The organism is Paenilisteria portnoyi (genome assembly GCF_014322795.1).
GTDB classification, from domain to species: domain Bacteria; phylum Bacillota; class Bacilli; order Lactobacillales; family Listeriaceae; genus Listeria_A; species Listeria_A portnoyi.
In genome coordinates, this window is sequence record NZ_JAASTT010000002.1 from 215,313 (window position 1) to 231,497 (window position 16,185).

The 16,185-nt window shown below is 43.2% G+C and carries 18 protein-coding genes; 3 read left to right on the forward strand and 15 right to left on the reverse strand.

Annotation, left to right across the window (positions count from 1 at the left end):
• Nucleotides 1-176: 176 nt before the first annotated feature.
• Genes HCJ66_RS02500 through mraZ form a run of 4 tightly spaced genes read right to left on the reverse strand, consistent with a single transcriptional unit; the run spans nucleotide 177 to nucleotide 4,196 of the window.
• Nucleotides 177-2,423, reverse strand: coding sequence for a penicillin-binding protein (locus HCJ66_RS02500; RefSeq protein WP_187131733.1), 2,247 nt, complete (start codon nucleotides 2,421-2,423; stop codon nucleotides 177-179).
• Complete coding sequence (gene ftsL, locus HCJ66_RS02505; protein ID WP_036080136.1) at nucleotides 2,420-2,791, reverse strand: cell division protein FtsL; 372 nt, start codon at nucleotides 2,789-2,791, stop codon at nucleotides 2,420-2,422. Before ftsL ends, HCJ66_RS02500 begins: the two co-directional genes overlap by 4 nt.
• 18 nt (nucleotides 2,792-2,809) lie before the next feature.
• Entirely contained in the window at nucleotides 2,810-3,745 is a 936-nt protein-coding gene (gene rsmH, locus HCJ66_RS02510) for a 16S rRNA (cytosine(1402)-N(4))-methyltransferase RsmH (RefSeq protein ID WP_187131734.1), read from the reverse strand.
• A 19-nt stretch (nucleotides 3,746-3,764) separates the two neighbouring features.
• A complete protein-coding gene (mraZ, locus tag HCJ66_RS02515) occupies nucleotides 3,765-4,196 on the reverse strand; it encodes a division/cell wall cluster transcriptional repressor MraZ (RefSeq protein WP_181675333.1) in 432 nt (143 codons plus the stop codon).
• 275 nt (nucleotides 4,197-4,471) lie between these two features.
• Here mraZ and HCJ66_RS02520 point away from each other — a divergent pair, with 275 nt between their 5' ends.
• Complete coding sequence (locus tag HCJ66_RS02520; protein ID WP_246438512.1) at nucleotides 4,472-5,209, forward strand: ankyrin repeat domain-containing protein; 738 nt, start codon at nucleotides 4,472-4,474, stop codon at nucleotides 5,207-5,209.
• A 58-nt stretch (nucleotides 5,210-5,267) separates the two neighbouring features.
• Here HCJ66_RS02520 and HCJ66_RS02525 read toward each other — a convergent pair whose 3' ends face one another.
• Nucleotides 5,268-6,515 carry an MDR family MFS transporter gene (locus tag HCJ66_RS02525; RefSeq protein ID WP_187131735.1) on the reverse strand — a complete coding sequence of 416 codons (1,248 nt, stop codon included), beginning with the start codon at nucleotides 6,513-6,515 and terminating at the stop codon, nucleotides 5,268-5,270.
• A gap of 101 nt (nucleotides 6,516-6,616) precedes the next feature.
• Between HCJ66_RS02525 and HCJ66_RS02530 the strand changes: the two genes are divergently transcribed.
• The gene (locus HCJ66_RS02530; protein WP_187131736.1) at nucleotides 6,617-8,347 is read left to right on the forward strand and encodes an ABC transporter substrate-binding protein; all 1,731 of its coding nucleotides are present in this window, start codon (nucleotides 6,617-6,619) and stop codon (nucleotides 8,345-8,347) included.
• Here HCJ66_RS02530 and HCJ66_RS02535 read toward each other — a convergent pair.
• From HCJ66_RS02535 to HCJ66_RS02550, 4 genes are all read right to left on the reverse strand, one after another.
• Nucleotides 8,344-8,709, reverse strand: a complete 366-nt coding sequence (locus tag HCJ66_RS02535; protein WP_187131782.1) for a DUF3397 domain-containing protein — start codon at nucleotides 8,707-8,709, stop codon at nucleotides 8,344-8,346. The two genes, HCJ66_RS02530 and HCJ66_RS02535, sit on opposite strands and share 4 nt — an antisense overlap.
• Nucleotides 8,710-8,723: 14 nt before the next feature.
• Nucleotides 8,724-9,614 (reverse strand): 2-dehydropantoate 2-reductase, encoded by an 891-nt coding sequence (locus HCJ66_RS02540; RefSeq protein ID WP_187131737.1) that lies wholly within the window; start codon nucleotides 9,612-9,614, stop codon nucleotides 8,724-8,726.
• 212 nt (nucleotides 9,615-9,826) lie between these two features.
• Nucleotides 9,827-10,003, reverse strand: a complete 177-nt coding sequence (gene rpmF / locus HCJ66_RS02545) for a 50S ribosomal protein L32 (protein ID WP_036064226.1) — start codon at nucleotides 10,001-10,003, stop codon at nucleotides 9,827-9,829.
• Between the two features lie 96 nt (nucleotides 10,004-10,099).
• The gene (locus tag HCJ66_RS02550) at nucleotides 10,100-10,627 is read right to left on the reverse strand and encodes a YceD family protein (RefSeq protein WP_187131738.1); all 528 of its coding nucleotides are present in this window, start codon (nucleotides 10,625-10,627) and stop codon (nucleotides 10,100-10,102) included.
• 254 nt (nucleotides 10,628-10,881) lie between these two features.
• Between HCJ66_RS02550 and HCJ66_RS02555 the strand changes: the two genes are divergently transcribed.
• Nucleotides 10,882-12,069 carry a nucleotidyltransferase gene (locus tag HCJ66_RS02555; RefSeq protein WP_187131739.1) on the forward strand — a complete coding sequence of 396 codons (1,188 nt, stop codon included), beginning with the start codon at nucleotides 10,882-10,884 and terminating at the stop codon, nucleotides 12,067-12,069.
• 28 nt (nucleotides 12,070-12,097) lie between these two features.
• On the opposite strand, the gene HCJ66_RS02560 is transcribed toward HCJ66_RS02555, so the two are convergent.
• From HCJ66_RS02560 to HCJ66_RS02585, 6 genes are all read right to left on the reverse strand, one after another.
• Nucleotides 12,098-13,144, reverse strand: a complete 1,047-nt coding sequence (locus HCJ66_RS02560; protein ID WP_187131783.1) for a SepM family pheromone-processing serine protease — start codon at nucleotides 13,142-13,144, stop codon at nucleotides 12,098-12,100.
• Nucleotides 13,140-13,640, reverse strand: a complete 501-nt coding sequence (coaD, locus tag HCJ66_RS02565) for a pantetheine-phosphate adenylyltransferase (protein ID WP_181675127.1) — start codon at nucleotides 13,638-13,640, stop codon at nucleotides 13,140-13,142. The genes HCJ66_RS02560 and coaD overlap by 5 nt, the downstream gene beginning before the upstream one ends.
• Nucleotides 13,633-14,205, reverse strand: a complete 573-nt coding sequence (gene rsmD, locus HCJ66_RS02570; protein ID WP_187131740.1) for a 16S rRNA (guanine(966)-N(2))-methyltransferase RsmD — start codon at nucleotides 14,203-14,205, stop codon at nucleotides 13,633-13,635. The genes coaD and rsmD overlap by 8 nt, the downstream gene beginning before the upstream one ends.
• Before the next feature lie 73 nt (nucleotides 14,206-14,278).
• Nucleotides 14,279-14,560, reverse strand: coding sequence for a YlbG family protein (locus HCJ66_RS02575; protein WP_181675125.1), 282 nt, complete (start codon nucleotides 14,558-14,560; stop codon nucleotides 14,279-14,281).
• 15 nt (nucleotides 14,561-14,575) lie between these two features.
• Nucleotides 14,576-15,025, reverse strand: coding sequence for a YlbF/YmcA family competence regulator (locus HCJ66_RS02580; protein WP_187131741.1), 450 nt, complete (start codon nucleotides 15,023-15,025; stop codon nucleotides 14,576-14,578).
• Nucleotides 15,026-15,094: 69 nt separating this feature from the next.
• Complete coding sequence (locus tag HCJ66_RS02585) at nucleotides 15,095-16,147, reverse strand: CAP domain-containing protein (protein ID WP_187131742.1); 1,053 nt, start codon at nucleotides 16,145-16,147, stop codon at nucleotides 15,095-15,097.
• Nucleotides 16,148-16,185 lie beyond the last annotated feature (38 nt).

Consider the following 16,185-nt stretch of genomic DNA (forward strand, 5'->3'; position numbering starts at 1 on the left):
GCAATCTCTAAAAAAACGAGTGCATATCAGCGCGCGTAACGATGACAAATCTTCTATTCTATATTAGCAAAAACAGCGGCGAAATACTAGTCTTTTAGCAATCTTTCCCCTGCTATCAAAATAGGTAGACGCATCACGCTTACGAATCCCGAAAAAGTGTGCGCCTACCCCATTTACTAATTTAATAAAGCATTTAGCCCCGTCGCCTCTTGCACCGTCGTATCTGCCGAGTCCTCTTCATTTTTCTCTACTTTCGGGACCTTATTAAAATTTGGAATTTTGTCTGGTGTCGTGAGATCAATCGTCACCTGCGACTTATCATTGAGTACTGAACCCGCAGAAAGGCTCTGCTTCAACACATACCCATCTCCATTGACCTTAAAAGGAACGCCTGTTATTTCCGAGACTTTGAGCACATCATTCTTCGCCCAATCCTTCATATCCGGAATTGTCATGTCACCTTCTGTCATCAAGATAACTCGTTGCCCTTCCAAAATCTTCTCACCAGCGAGCGGCAACTGTTGCACAATTTTCTTACCGTTACCAATGACGACTGGAATCAATTTCTTCGCTTCTAACTCTTTTCTAGCAGCATCTGGCGTCTTACCAGCCATCGATGTCATCTCGACGGTTTTCAGCTTGGCCGTATCCGCCGATTTAATATTCAAATACTGCAAACTATTTTTCATCACTGGATTAAAAATTTCCGACACCGCTTTTCCGCCCGTCTCCGTTCCAGATAATTGCGGCTGTTGCATCGTCACGTACATCACAAGCTCCGGATCTTTCGCTGGTGCCATGCCCATGAAGGAGAAAATATAATTATCATTTCCCGTCATATAGCCACCACCATCTGGATTTGGAATCTGCGATGTGCCTGTTTTCCCAGCAATATCATAGCCATCAATCGCGTACAATTTCCCTGTTCCAACCTTGCCCGTAATAACATTTCGCAACTCTTCACGCGTCTGTTTCGCCGTTGCTGCGCTGATTGGTTTCCCAGTTGTGACCGCCTTTGTTTCCGTCACTTTACCCGTATTCGGATCGACAATTTTCGACACAACATACGGCTGTTTCATCGTACCATCACTCGCGATTGCCGTCGCGCCTTGAAGCATCTGCATCATCGTTACCGTTGTTCCTTGACCGAAAACCGTCGTCACCTGCTCAATTCTCCGATCAAAAAGAATTTTACCCGTCGCTTCATTCGGAAGGTCAATCCCCGTTTTCGCTCCAAAGCCAAAGTTTTGCAAATACGTCTTAAATTTATCCGGTCCCATACCAGCTAAGAGTTTCGCAAAAGCAACGTTACTCGAACGCTCAACACCTTCACGATACGTAATCGAGCCCCAACCAACACCAGCATTATGATCATGAATCGGTATGTTACCAACATTATACGTCCCCGATTGGTAGTATGCATTCGGATGATACACACCTAAATCAATCGCAGAGGCGAGCGAAAATATCTTCATAACCGAACCAGGCTCATACGTAATCTCGACTGGCAAATTCGCCCATTGATCCGTCAAACCTTCCTTGGTCGTCGGATTAAACGTATCCCGCTGACTCATCGCTAAAATCTCGCCCGTTTTCGGATTCATCACAACCGCCATCATGTTTTTCGGATTATATTTCGCATCCACCGTATTTAGCGTATCCTCCAAAAACGTCTGAATCTTCTTATCAAGCGTCAAATAAATATCTTGCCCATCTTGCGCCTCTTTCACCACACTCTTCGCATTCGGCAAAATATAGCCATATTTATCCGCATCATAATTTATCGAACCGTTTTTACCAGTCAAAATATCATTATACGCCTTCTCAATGCCCATTTTACCAATCAACTTCGAAATGCCATCCTTGCCAGTTTCTTGCTGCGCATAACCAATCAGATGAGAGGCAAAAACGCCATTCGGATAAAATCGTTCCGCCTGTTTCGTGAACACCAATCCCGGTAATTTCGACGCTTCAATCTTATCCTTCACTTCCGCCGATAAATTCTTACCCGCTTTTCCAAACTCGACTTGGAAGATATCCTTCTTTTGCAGTTTTTTCAAAATATCCGCTTCTTTCATTGGCAAATATTTCGCTAAAACGGCTGCCGTTTCTTCTTTTTCTACCACATGATACGGATTTTTCGGATCCACCGTCTGCTTCGGATCAAGCACCGCCGCCAACGTATAAGAAGCAGTGTCCTTTGCAATCACTTCGCCCTTTTGATCTAAAATAGAGCCGCGATTTGCTTCAATGACACTGCTTCGTAAATGCTGTTTAGCCGCTTTGGCCGCAAGTGGAACGCCGTTAACATCGCCAACGACTTGCATGTAAAAGAAGCGTCCGATAACCGACAGAAAAATAACTCCAAAGATGATAAAAAGAACCAGGGCGCCTCGTCTCATGTTTCCTACTCGTTTTTTCATTTACCTTCCACTACCTTCACATTATCTGGATCAAGTTTCAATCCAAGTTCTTTCGCTTTTTTCCATACGCGTTCGTAACGACTAAGGTCCGCCACTTCTGCTGACAAATCCTCATTCGCCTTCACTTGTTTATCCACATCTGCCTGTTTCTCTTGAATGCCTTGGTTCACGCTATATACTTGCGCTTGTACATGAATAATTTTGAAAGCAAATACCGCAATAACGATAATAAATACAGAGGCGATTAATTTCTCACCCAACGTTATTTTACCACGTTTTAAAATTTGTTTTTTAGGTTGTGGTTGTGGCGCTTCCCTATGTACGCGTTTCGGTTCCGCATTCGTTTTGTAGGCTACGTTGTTACTCATCTACTTCACTCCTACTTCCTAAATATTCCGCTCTATCACTCTAAGTTTTGCTGAGCGTGCACGGTTATTCGCTGCCAGTTCTTCCTCAGATGGCAAAATCGGTTTTCTTGTTACTAACTTCATTTTCGGCTTATACTCATCTGGAATAATCGGTAATCCTGGTGGCAGTTCTGGTCCCTTGGCTTCCTCTGTAAACATTTGTTTTGTAATTCTGTCTTCTAAAGAATGGAATGTAATCACGCTGATTCGTCCGCCAGGCTTCAATAAATCCATCGCCTCTTTCAGCGAATCCTCCACTGCCCCTAACTCGTCGTTCACCGCAATACGAATCGCTTGGAAAACCCGTTTTGCCGGATGTCCACCTTTTCGCCTTGCTGGTGCTGGAATCGCGGCTTTAATCGCATCCACTAATTCCCCAGTCGTCTCAATTGGTGCCACTTCACGCCTGCGCTCAATCTCACGCGCCACTTGTTTCGAAAATTTCTCCTCACCATAACGGAAAAAAATACGCACAAGATCCTCGTAACGCCAATCATTCACGACATCACGTGCCGTAAGTTCTGCCTCTTGATCCATTCGCATATCTAGCGGTGCATCTTGATGATAACTAAATCCACGTTCCCGTTCATCTAGTTGTGGTGACGAAACACCCAAATCATACAAAATGCCATCCACTTCCGTAATGCCAACTTCTAGCAATGCTTCCTTAATATATCTAAAGTTGCTTTTGATAAACGTGACCTGTCCTTCGTATTCCTGTAATCGCTCTTTGGCGTGAGCGAGCGCCTTGTTATCTTGGTCAAACGCGAATAAATGTCCTGCGTCTGAAAGCTGGCTTAATAAGTAAGCACTGTGTCCTGCACCACCTAGCGTACAGTCAACATACACACCATCAGGTTTTATATTCAAGCTATCAACCGTTTCTTTTAATAATACTGTCTCGTGTTGGAACATCTTTGTGCCCCTCCTCTTTTTAAATATCAAAGCCAATCATATTTTCGGCAATATCGGCGAACGAATCTTCGGCTTCATCAAAGAATTTATCCCATTCCGACTTGCTCCAAATTTCAATACGACTTGCGACCCCGACAATCACCGTCTCCTTCTCGAGTTCCGCATAGCTTGTTAAATTGGACGGAATATTAATCCGGCCCTGCTTATCAAGCTCACATTCCGAAGCCCCAGAAAAGAAAAAACGGGTAAAAGAACGAGCATCTTTTTTAGTCAGTGGGAGTGTCTGGATCTTTTCTTCTACTTTCGTCCACTCATCAAGCGGATAAGCAAAGAGACATTTATCAAGCCCTCGGGTAATGACAAATTGATCCCCTAATTGTTCACGGAATTTAGATGGCACGATTAAACGGCCCTTTATATCAATGTTATGTTGATATTCGCCCATGAACATAGTTCATCCCCACTTTCTTATAGACAACTTTACCACAACTCCCCACTTCGTACCACCATAAACTAAAAAAAAGCGTAAAAAAGAGACACCTCACAAAAAATAAGTATCTCAATCCATGTTATAGCAACATTTTATTATCTTAAAAAAATGTGGGGGTTAGTGGAGCGTATAGTAAAATAGATGACAAAAAATATAGGGTAACACTATTTTAAGCTCCAGTTAATCTCTAGTTTATCTTTATATGCCATAATTAGACTAAAGAAGGAGGTTATCCGATGGTGAAATTAGTTGTCATACTCATGACATTATTACTCACAGCCTGCTCAAACGCCCACATAGAAAAGCCAACTACCAACACACCAGAAACCGCGACTAAAAATGAAACGGAGGAGAAAACCGTGACAAAAAATATAGCAGATTTAAATCAAGCCCTACTTAAAGCAACGGAAGCCGGCGATATCCAACAACTCAAATCCCTATTACAACAAGGCGCGCAGGTCGACACAGTCAATACTCGAGGCGAGAGTGGGTTACTCGTTGCGACACATACCAACAATATTTCAATGGCAAAACTATTTCTCCAATACGGCGCAAACGTCAATTTGCAGGATAAAATAAAGGATAGCCCCTTCTTATACGCCGGTGCAGAAGGACGGACGGAGATTTTGAAATTAATGATTCCGCACAAACCCGACTATACACTAACCAACCGTTTTGGAGGAACCGCCCTTATTCCAGCCGCCGAAAAAGGCCATCTCGCCAACGTTCGACTACTTTTAGCCGAAACCGATATCGATGTGAACCACGTCAACAATCCCGGCTGGACGGCACTTTTAGAAGCGATCGTGCTTTCTGATGGCAGCAAAACACAACAGCAAATCGTCCAAGTATTACTTGAAAACGGCGCTGACCCGAACATCGCAGACTCAAATGGCATTACGCCTCTTGCACACGCGAAACAGCAAGGCTATCAGGTTATCGTGGACTCACTAATAACTCATGGCGCAAAATAACGCAAAAAAGAAGAGATATCTACCGAAATTGTTCCCTCGGTCGTGTCTCTTCTTTTTCCTATTCTTGTTTCACTTTCCTCGTTGTCGGTTTAAGCGCCCAGAATGTCATCACCACACCAACAAGCCCACATAATAAGATGAATAAAGCCATACCATACTTCCCGATATAAGGCGAGAACATCAAACTTCCGGCCCCGATTAATTTTCCGATTTGAAAAACAAAACCGTTAAAAGCCATGTAAGTCCCGCGCATCGCATCATCCACAATATCCGCCAAAATCGTCTGCCGCGTCGGCACATAAAGTAACTCCCCAACAGATAAAATAACCGTGGCACCAAAAAGTATCCAAACACTATCCGTAAGTGCGCACACCGCAAATCCGAATGCAAAAATCATAAAACCAACATACATCCACTTTTGCAAATCGCGATCTCGAACCCACTTTGCAATCGGGGCTGTAAAAAGCACAATCATCAACGCGTTGACTAATGTCAAAATACTGACCAACTTTACACCATCAAAAGGTATATTTCCTAGCCAACCAAAATGATACATCATCGGCGGAAACACATCGGCTAGCCGTACTGAAATAAAATTATTACGTTGGAACTCGATTGACAATACCGCGATTCCTCCCGCTGTGAACCATAGAAAACGCGCATCATACAAAATTTTTCGATAACTCCGAAACAAACTTCTTATCCCCGCAACGCTTGCCACATCCTTGTCGCCATGCTCCAGCGTTTCCGTAATCAGCGTAATCGTTAGCCAGGTTGTCACAAGCGACATCACGAGCAAACCGATGAGCAGTTCGAATAAATAACTTTGGAAAAACCAGCCACCTATAACGACGCCAAGCATCACGGATAAATTATTTGCCCAGTAATTAATGGAATACATGTAAGCCCGTTCCTCTCGCGTACTCACATCAATCAACATCGCGTCACTTGCTGGGATCGTGAAACCTTGTGACACCGCAATCAAAAGTAGCGCTACAAATGTTAACCACGGGGACACCACCCAAGGCGAATTCACGAACAACATCAGTGCAAACGCCCCAACTTTCACCCATTCTCCCCAAACCATCAACGTTCGCCGTCCGATATGATCCGCCAAATGCCCGCCATAAATACTTGCCAGAAACTGCACAGCGATGTTTATCATCAGCAAAATACCAGCGACACCAATATTAATCTCCTTCGCAAAATAAATCGCCATAAACGGAAATATCATGGAACCAATCAGCTTGCTCAAAAACGAAATACCAATCCGCGCTTTTATATTCGGATGCAATGTACGAAACATTGACTTCACCTCCTAAACATAGTATAACTAGTTTTAAAAAGGAGAAAAAGGGATAGTATCATATATTTTTGTCCCCTTTTATAATAGAAGGAGGTTCTATCATGCGCGATCTCGCCTATTACGATATGCGTGCTTTTTTATTAGAAAGACAAATTGGCGACACAGCCACATTCCGCCTGAACGAACTAGCTGAAAAATGGGAATGCAGTGACAAAAACGTCAAGCGAAAACTTAAAAAATATCAAGAACTCCAATTTTGCCATTATCAACCTGGTCGGGGTCGGGGTAATGCGTCGAAAATAACATTCACACAGAGCTTCCAGTCAGAAATCGAGGACTTTATTCGTAATGCAGTAGCGCAAGAAAATCTAGATAAACTGCTCACCCTTTTGCAGCTAGATATCCCACGCGAATGGTTTAGCGCTGTATCCTCCGAAATAAACGAACTATTTGGACTTCATACCGAAAAAGGCGATCAAGATATATTGCGCCTCGTCATTGCACGCCCTTTTAGCATCCTTGATCCACTTCATACGTCGATTAATATGGAGAGCTCCCTGCTACTTCAGCTCGGCGACCCACTCGTTCGTTTTGACACGACAACCAACACCGTTATGCCCTGCATCGCGCACCATTGGAAAGCCGAGAATAACAGCACCATTTGGACTTTTTACATTCGAAAAGGCATTCGCTTTCATCACGGCCGGACCTTGACGAGTACCGATATTCGCCACACCCTGGAAAAAGCCATGCAAAAAGGAACTGTGACCCATTGGTATCTAACGGATATCATACGAATCGAGCTCCTATCTGAAACTAAAATCACGATTCATCTCCATAAACCAAACCCGTTCTTCATTCGCTATCTTTGCTTAGGAAACCTTGTTATCCTACCACACGACATCCCGTTTGACGAATATAAATGGACCAGCACTGGCGCCTTCAAATTAGCACAAAGAAGTTCTCAAAAACTAGTTTTAGAAGCATTCGATTCCCATTTCCTAGAACGTCCGTTTCTCGACCGTATTGAGTTCTGGCTCGTGAAAGATCAGACTAATCCTGTCCTCACTGTCACAAATATGGGGAATGCTGATAATCTAGACTATACAGATCACGCAACGAAAGATTATGGCGTCAATATCGTTACGTTTAATTTCAAGCATTGCGCTTTTGCACATCATCCCGCATTCCGCGAAGCCTTTTATCACTTACTTGATCCTCAAAAAATGATCCGCGACCTAGAAAATCATGAGGAGTCCGAGGCTTCCAGCTACTTTTTTCATAAATCCAGCGCGCAGCAAAGGGATTCAAGCAAAATAAAGAGATTACTAGAAACCGCCCACTATACCGGTGAAACATTGCGGTTCGCGATTCTTTCACATGCAAAATCCATCCGCCAAGGTCAATGGATTGTCGCGCAGGCAGCCAAATTTGGCATTTCGCTCGACTTGCATATTATCGATATCAGCTCTGAATTTTATCAGACTAGCCAATGGGAAAATATTGATATTAGTATGGGCGCCGATGTCCCAAGTAGCGATATTGAAGTGGCTTTTATGGATTTTTACGGAAATCCTAATCTGGCGCCACAACGTTTTTTGGCAAAAAAAGAGCTCCAGCAAATAGAGGAGCTACTACATCAGGCCCGGCAATGCACTCGATTCAGTGACCGCGATCACTTTTACGACCAGATAGAGAGCTTTGTGCGCGATAATCACCTATTTCTTTTCTTAGAACATCTCACCAAACATCAATTCATCCACGCCACCATCCAAACCGAGGACAAGCATCTATACGGTCACTTAAACTTGAAAAAGCTATGGATTGACTAAAAAACTAATACGATACTTTTCACAATACCTATCACGAACAGCAGTAAATACAAAATCGCAAAAGCAAAGAAACAAATGCGCCAATAACCACGGATTACTTTGTGAAAATTAATATCTCCTTGCGACTTGGCGTATAATGCAACAAATAGAATGCCAATCAAGAATAATAGCAACAGAATGTACAATAAGAATGACTGATCAAATAACACAATCATGAAAAAATGATCCGCTAAAATCAGGAAAAATGTCGTCACATCCGCGCTCCGTTTCACCGCTTTTGGCGTTCTCTTTGTCATATGTTGCGTCACCATGAAAGTCACTGTAAAAATAAGTACTGGGGCGATGATAACAAGCGCCGTCATATTCGTTAACCAACTCACTGTAAGTATTCTCCTTCTAGCCCTTTCACTAGGCCGTATAATGTTTCTGAAATCGGCGCTACCTTCCCCTGTTCCAGAGCGAGCGTAACTACAGCCCCCGAAATACCTGCAATCTCCGTCTGCCGCTTCTCTTGCACATCCGTCGCCATCGAAGAATAATTAGCCGATGTCGCCGTACATATCGCAGTCACTTTCTCTAGCGCGTCATCACGATGCAAGACATCTGCCACTTCTCGCGTTAGATTTTCTAACAGTCCATACCAGTATTCATTATGTAGCAAAGCACCATTTGGCACGCCTAGAATGGCTGTCAACGGATTAATTACCGCATTCGCCAATAACTTATTATAAACCATTTCTTCAAAATCCGCTTGTTCGGAAAAAAGAAAGTCTGGATTAGCCGTCAGTACGGTCCGTAAATTCGAGTTTGCCTCACCTTGATACACAGCCCAGTTTGTTTGACCCACACCACGCCACACTACTGTTGTCGCATCCATTTTCCCAGCGCCATGCTCACATGTTCCGATTAGGACTGTTTTTTGTGGTAGGCTAGGGAGCTGCGCTAAATGAGCTATGCCGTTTTGTAAGAATAAAAGTGGAATGTTTGCAGGTATCTTCCTAAGGGTTTCCATCACATTTTCCAGCTGGTAAGATTTCACGGTTATGATGACGAAATCTACGGTTGTGAAGTTGGCGTTAGAAAGCGGTGTCGCGTGAACATTGATGCGGGTCTTTGTATTATCGGAAATGAGCGTTATACCGCCTTGTTTTTCGATAATATCTGCTTGCTTCTTTGTGCGTGTGTAAAGCGTCACATTAGCTCGCAGTAAACCTGCATATAAGAGTCCTAATGCACCTGCTCCAATAATGCCTACTCGGTAAGTCATGTCATTCACTCCTCTTTCATAGCTTGACTCTATTTTAGCAAAATTTGCGCGGGTTTGCATTTTGAGGATGGTGGTAGGGTTTTATTGTGGCGTTTGATTTGGTGGGCACGGGCTTCGCAAGTTCATCAACAGAAAACCCCCAGAAGATCCATGGCGTCTTCTGGGGGTTTTCATGTGACAAGCGTACGTATCGCTTGTTTTGTTCACGCAAATTAGTTGCTTTCTACTACTTCTTTGCCGTTATATTGACCACATTCAGGACAAATACGGTGAGAAAGTTTGTACTCGCCACAATTAGGGCACTCAACCATACCAGGCACTTGTAATTTGAAGTGCGTACGACGCTTGCGTTTTTTCGCTTTAGATGTTCTTCTAAAAGGTACTGCCATTTCCATACACCTCCTTCGCGACTTCAGGATATCTCCTTGGTCGCAATCCATCTAAGAAAAATTTCTTTCTCTTAAAATATATTCCAGCTCTTAGAATTAGTCTTCTTTCTTCTCAAAGAAATCGGCTAATCCCGCAAGACGAGGATCCACTTTTGTTTCTTCTTGTTTCGCTTGTTGCTCCAGCTCTTCTTCCGTGATAACATTCCAATCGTTTCCTTCTGATAACGCATTCTCTACATTATCGCTGTAAACTTGCATCGGAATCTCTAACAAAAGTAATTCTTCAATCACTGGCAACACATCAATTTTATCGCCGTCCATCATATGATGTGTCTCGTCCAGTACCTTCTCCTCTTTGTTCACATAGGTTTCCACAGATTCGATATGATACGGATAAATAACATCCTCAAACGTTCTGGCACATGGCAATACAAAGGTTCCATCTAAAACAAGGTCAATCAAAACCGAATCTTGACGCACCGTAATATTTCCAGAAACCTTTACTAGGCTTGCTGAACGAACATCATGATTGTGCTCTTTCAAGTATTCCGTTACGCCTATTTCCTGTTCAAATGGCACTTTCTTGCCACGGTATTTCTGTAGTTGAATTAATGACCATTTCATCGTTTATCACTCCAAGCGCAACAAAAAATATTATAGACTTTTCTAAGCCTTTTGTCAATCCCTATTTCCTAAGCGAACCATGTTCTCCCGCCCATTTTTGTGGTATTCTGGAAGTAATCAGAAATAGTAACCAACGAATCCCTTTAAACGGCATCCTTTTTTAGTCTAACATGATTTACTTGCTAAACTCAAATAGTAGACTTAGTAAGCTTATGAGAGCTACTCAATATTACCGTGACTTGGAGTTGATAAAAATGAAAGCAACTGGCATTATCGTAGAATATAATCCGTTCCACAATGGGCATTTATTACATCTACAAGAAGCAAAGAAGCAGACGCAAGCCGATGTTATTATCGCTGTTATGAGTGGTTCTTTTTTGCAAAGGGGGGAACCTGCTCTTCTGCCAAAATGGGAGCGTGCGCAAATGGCGGTTGATGCTGGTGTGGATTTGGTTATTGAACTTCCATTCCACTTCGCAACACAGCAAGCCGCGATTTTTGCTAACGGAGCCGTCGAGATCTTAGGCGCATTAGGTGTTCAGTCGATCTTTTTCGGTAGTGAAAGCGGGGATGCGAATGCTTTTAGTTCTGCGGCCAAGTTAATGACAGAACAAAGCGCCCTCTTTAAAGCGTCTATGCGGCGTTTCTTGGACAATAAGGCGAATAGTTATGCAACAGCTTGGAATGCCGCGTTTCACGAACTGGCGCCCGATTTGACGCTTGATTTAGCGCAACCAAACAATATTCTAGGATTCCACTATGCACTCGCAATCGCTGAGCAAGGCAAAGAAATAGAAATCGCAACAATGGCTCGACAAAATGCTGCCTATCACGACACGAATCCAACGCATCATTCTATTGCGAGCGCAACCGCGATTCGAACGATGTTGCTTGATAACAACTGGAAAAAAGTCCGCCAATACGTTCCCGATACCACATTACACCTTTTGCAGAAATTCCGCGAAACGCATTCCTTTGTGTCTTGGGACGATTTTTGGCCACTACTAAAATACCAGCTCATTACCGCGCCCGCCACTCAGCTTCAAATCATACGTGGTGTCTCAGAAGGCATCGAAAACCGATTGCAACAAGCGGCACTTCACGCGACCAGTTTCGATGAATTCCTAGCAGTCTCAACAGCGAAACGCTACAGTAAATCCCGCATCAAGCGCACCACCCTTCAAATACTGGCGCAACAGACAGAAACTACGATACCAACACAAAACTATATCCGGCTTCTAGGCATGTCGGCCATTGGGCAACAATACCTCCGCCAAATCAAAAAAGACATCGAGTTACCAATCATCAGTACCGCTTCAAAGGCAAGCCCTGCGTTGATTGAAAACGATATTCGTGCGACAAAACTATACTCTTTCGCGCCTACACTAGAAAAACAGATTTTGCGTGATTTTAATACTTCTCCATACAGAAAAACTCCTTGATCAACGTAATCAAGGAGTTTTCGTATACCTATTTCTCTTTCACTGTTTTCAAATAATCCAACGCGTCTTGGAATGTTTTCACGGGAACGACTTTCATCTTAGAATCAATCGCTTTCGCTGTCTTCACTGCATCTTCATAATTACTCACAACGCCTGGTTGCGCCTTCTTCATTTCTGGCGTTATCGTATCATCTGGTGCAAAGAAAATCTCCACATCATTGCGGTCTGCAGCTACAATTTTCTGATCAATGCCGCCAATCCGTCCGACATTGCCATCGACATCAATCGTGCCCGTTCCTGCAATATTATGACCTTTCGTCCAATCCGTTTTGCCAAAATGATTATAGATTTCAAGCGTGAACATCAAACCAGCAGATGGTCCACCAATCTTCTCTGAATCGATTTTGATTTTCGGATCTGTCACTAATTTTTGATCATCCACAAGTGAAATGCCGATTCCAGGTGTTCCTTTTTTATCAATATCGATTAATTCGACCGATGCTTTTTCAGACTTATCTTGGTGCTTGTAGCTTACCTCGACTTCATCACCTACTTTTTTACTGCGTACATAATCAATAAATTCCGTGCTTGATTCAAATGACTTTCCGTCGATTGCCGTAATTAAATCGCCTGCTTCCAAAACTTTCGCAGCTGGCGCATCTGGCATGACACTAAGAACATACACACCGCGATATTCGATTTTAACCGATTGTCCTGCCGCTTTGTATGCCACTTGAATCGCATTGTTTTTAGACTGATTCATGAGCGACAATTGACGAACATTGTATTCCTCATCCGTCTCATTTTCCCCACGAACGTCTGATTCTTTCTCAATCTCCTGATACGGCAATACTTTCGCTGCTAAGTACGAATAAATATTAGCCTGACCCATTGCGATCGTTACCAACCGAAACACGCCTTCACTATTACTGGGATGCCCTTCTACCGTCACTAGCGGGCTAAGTTTATCTGCGCTTCCCGGTCGCGTCACATAATACGGCAACGGCACAAAAAATGCCACAACCAGCGCCAACACAATCAGTCCAGCTAAAAGTTTTTTCCAATTCTTTTTAATCATCTTTTTTCTCCTGTATTCCTAGTTTATTTAACAACGCCTGGTGCACAATCGGTGGCACTAATTCCGCGATATTCCCGTTATACTGCGCCACTTCCTTCACAATACTCGAGCTGAGAAAAGAATACTGCGAACTCGTCATAATAAAAAATGTCTCGATATGATCATCCAACACCCGGTTCATCGACGTAATCTGCATCTCGTATTCAAAATCACTAATCGCCCGCAACCCGCGCACAATCACGTCCGCCTCTTTCTCTTTTGCATAATCAACTAGCAATCCAGTCGCACTCTCGACACGCACATTTGGCAAATGCTTCGTTACCTGCTCCATCAAATAAATCCGCTCTTCCACATCAAATAACGACTTTTTCGACGAATTATTCAAAACTGCTACATACAACACATCAAAAACCTTCGCCGCACGCGTAATAATATCTAAATGACCATTCGTAATCGGGTCAAAACTACCCGGACACACCGCCACTTTATTCATTTTCAGCCACTTCCTTCTCATATTCAAAAATCGAAAGCACCGTAATTCCGTAGCGCTCTTCCCGAATTTTTTTAAATCCAGCAACCGCATCTGGCAACACGGCATCCGCGTCATGTTCACAAATCACAAGCGCCATATCATTCACCAATTCAAGCTCCGAAAGCGACGCCATCAACTGCTCCAACTGCTGCTTCTTATACGGCGGATCAAGGAACACCAAATCAAACGCCCACTCATTCTTAGCCAAAACCTTCAATGCCCGTTTCGCTTCATTTCTAAAAATATGCGCCTGCTTCTCCAAGTGACACGCTGATACATTCAAATGCACCGTCTTTATCGCCGCCTGCGCTTGATCAATAAACACACATTCACTTGCCCCACGACTCAGCGCTTCGATGCCAAGCCCACCACTTCCAGCAAACAAATCAAGCACCTTTTCGCCATCAAAAAAAGGCCCAATAATCGAAAACAACGACTCTTTAATTTTGTCCGTCGTCGGCCTTGTATTCGTTCCTGGCACTGCCTTCAAATGATGCCCTTTACGTTCTCCTGCAATAACTCTCATCTATTATGTACCTCCAAATACAAAACAGCACAACCCAACCTTGCAAAAGCAAAGCCGAATCATGCCGCTGTTATTAAATACTGATTTGTACGTCGTCCATGCGGTCACGAAATTTCATGTCTTTCTTCGATTCGTATTCGGTGTTTAAAAACGGCCGATACGAAAGTTCCACTCGTTTCACATAATGGAAACGCGATAACTTGGCAGCAACATCTTCAATCTCCGCCATATCGCAATATAAAACCGCATATTTCAACTTCCTAGAAACATAGTGCACATTTCCAAAACGCTTTAAAGAACGTACTTGCTTCAAATGATTCATCCAAATAATGATGGATTGACGTTCATTCTCCATTGCCTTTCCCCCTCTTTAAGCTGAACAGCCACAACCGCCGCCTGAACCGCATCCACCTGTCGAACAAGAAGATTTCGTTTCAAAGAACGGATTTCCAGTTGGGACTTTTATATTTTCCGAGACAGCATCTGCCAAAATAAAACTAATTTCGTCGAGCAAACTTTGCAAATCCATCTCCGCTTGTCGAAACGCCGCGACATGTTCATCCATATCGACATCACGTTTATACTGACGAGCTAGACGATTCACCTCTTTATAATCTGGATGATAGCGACCAAAACGTTGCACTTCATCGTATTGTTCTTTTATCTTTGCCAAGCGCTTAATACGCTGTTGTGTGAGCAAATTCGTCGTCATCTGGTGCAGACATTCGCGATATCGATCTGCCTCCTCCGACGCCAAAATCATCGATGCAAGATCATCTGACATATCAAGCAACGCCAGATTTTCCATTGTAGCAAGCATGTTGCCACCTTCTTTCCATCGTAAATCAAATTACAAGCTCCATTATAGCACGATTCCCCGAAAAACGCTTTACTTTTGCAAGAAGTTCTGCGTATAAAATTTCCGATAAGTTCCAGCTCCCATATCCGTAAAGCTGTCATCAAATAGATTTTTGCGGTGCCCAGCTGAATTCAACCAGCCTTCTACTGCCGCGGGTCCATCCAAATAATTGGAAGCGATGTTTTCCGCCGCCTTCATATAATCGATATTCGCGCGATTCAAACGATCTGCAAGCGTTCCATACGTCGGCGAATCATGATCAAAATACTTGTTCTGATACATGTCTACACTATGCCCATACGCGACTTCCGCAACATCCTCATTCCACTCTAACTGCTTCTTCTCATAACGCTCGCGGAATATATTCGAAATATCAAAAACCTGCTGATCCGAGGCCTTATCCACCTTATCCCACTGCTCATCCGTCACTGTATCCTTAAAAATATCTCCCTGATACGTCATTTCATACGGATGCATTTTTATAAGCGATAATTTATTAAAATAGCGAACACTAATCACTTTTGACTCAAATTTATCAAAGTTCACCTGCGCATAAACACCGTTCCCCAAACTCACCAGCGGACGAATATTCAGCTCATCCTCCGATAACTCAAACCGGTAGTAATTATCCTCATAATTAAACGTAATCTCCGACTGCAATTTTATGTTCAAAAAAACTTTCTCCGTCGGCATATCAATCTCAAACGGCTTCAGTGGCAACTTATCTCCAAGTGCATAAATCGTCTGCACCTTCTTGTTCATCACACCCACTTGCATATATTGATCATCCGTTTGGTGGAAAATATAATTCTGATAGCTATATGGCGAAGCATCAATTCGCTTAGGATCTCCGTATTTCTTCACAAGTAGCGCCACATCTTTATTAATATAAGCCGCAAGACTCGCTTGGGTCTCCGCATTCGGGCCACTCTCATTCGTTTTATTCTTATCCACATTTCCTTGCTGCACTGCCTTATCATCCACAGAATTCACTTCCGTAGGCGTTTCAAAAAATAAATCCGTATAGTAGCCCACAAAGAGACACACCACTACCACACAAATTGTTCGTAAAATAAATCGCATAGACTTCTGCACTCCTTCATGCTACTTCCTCTATTGTA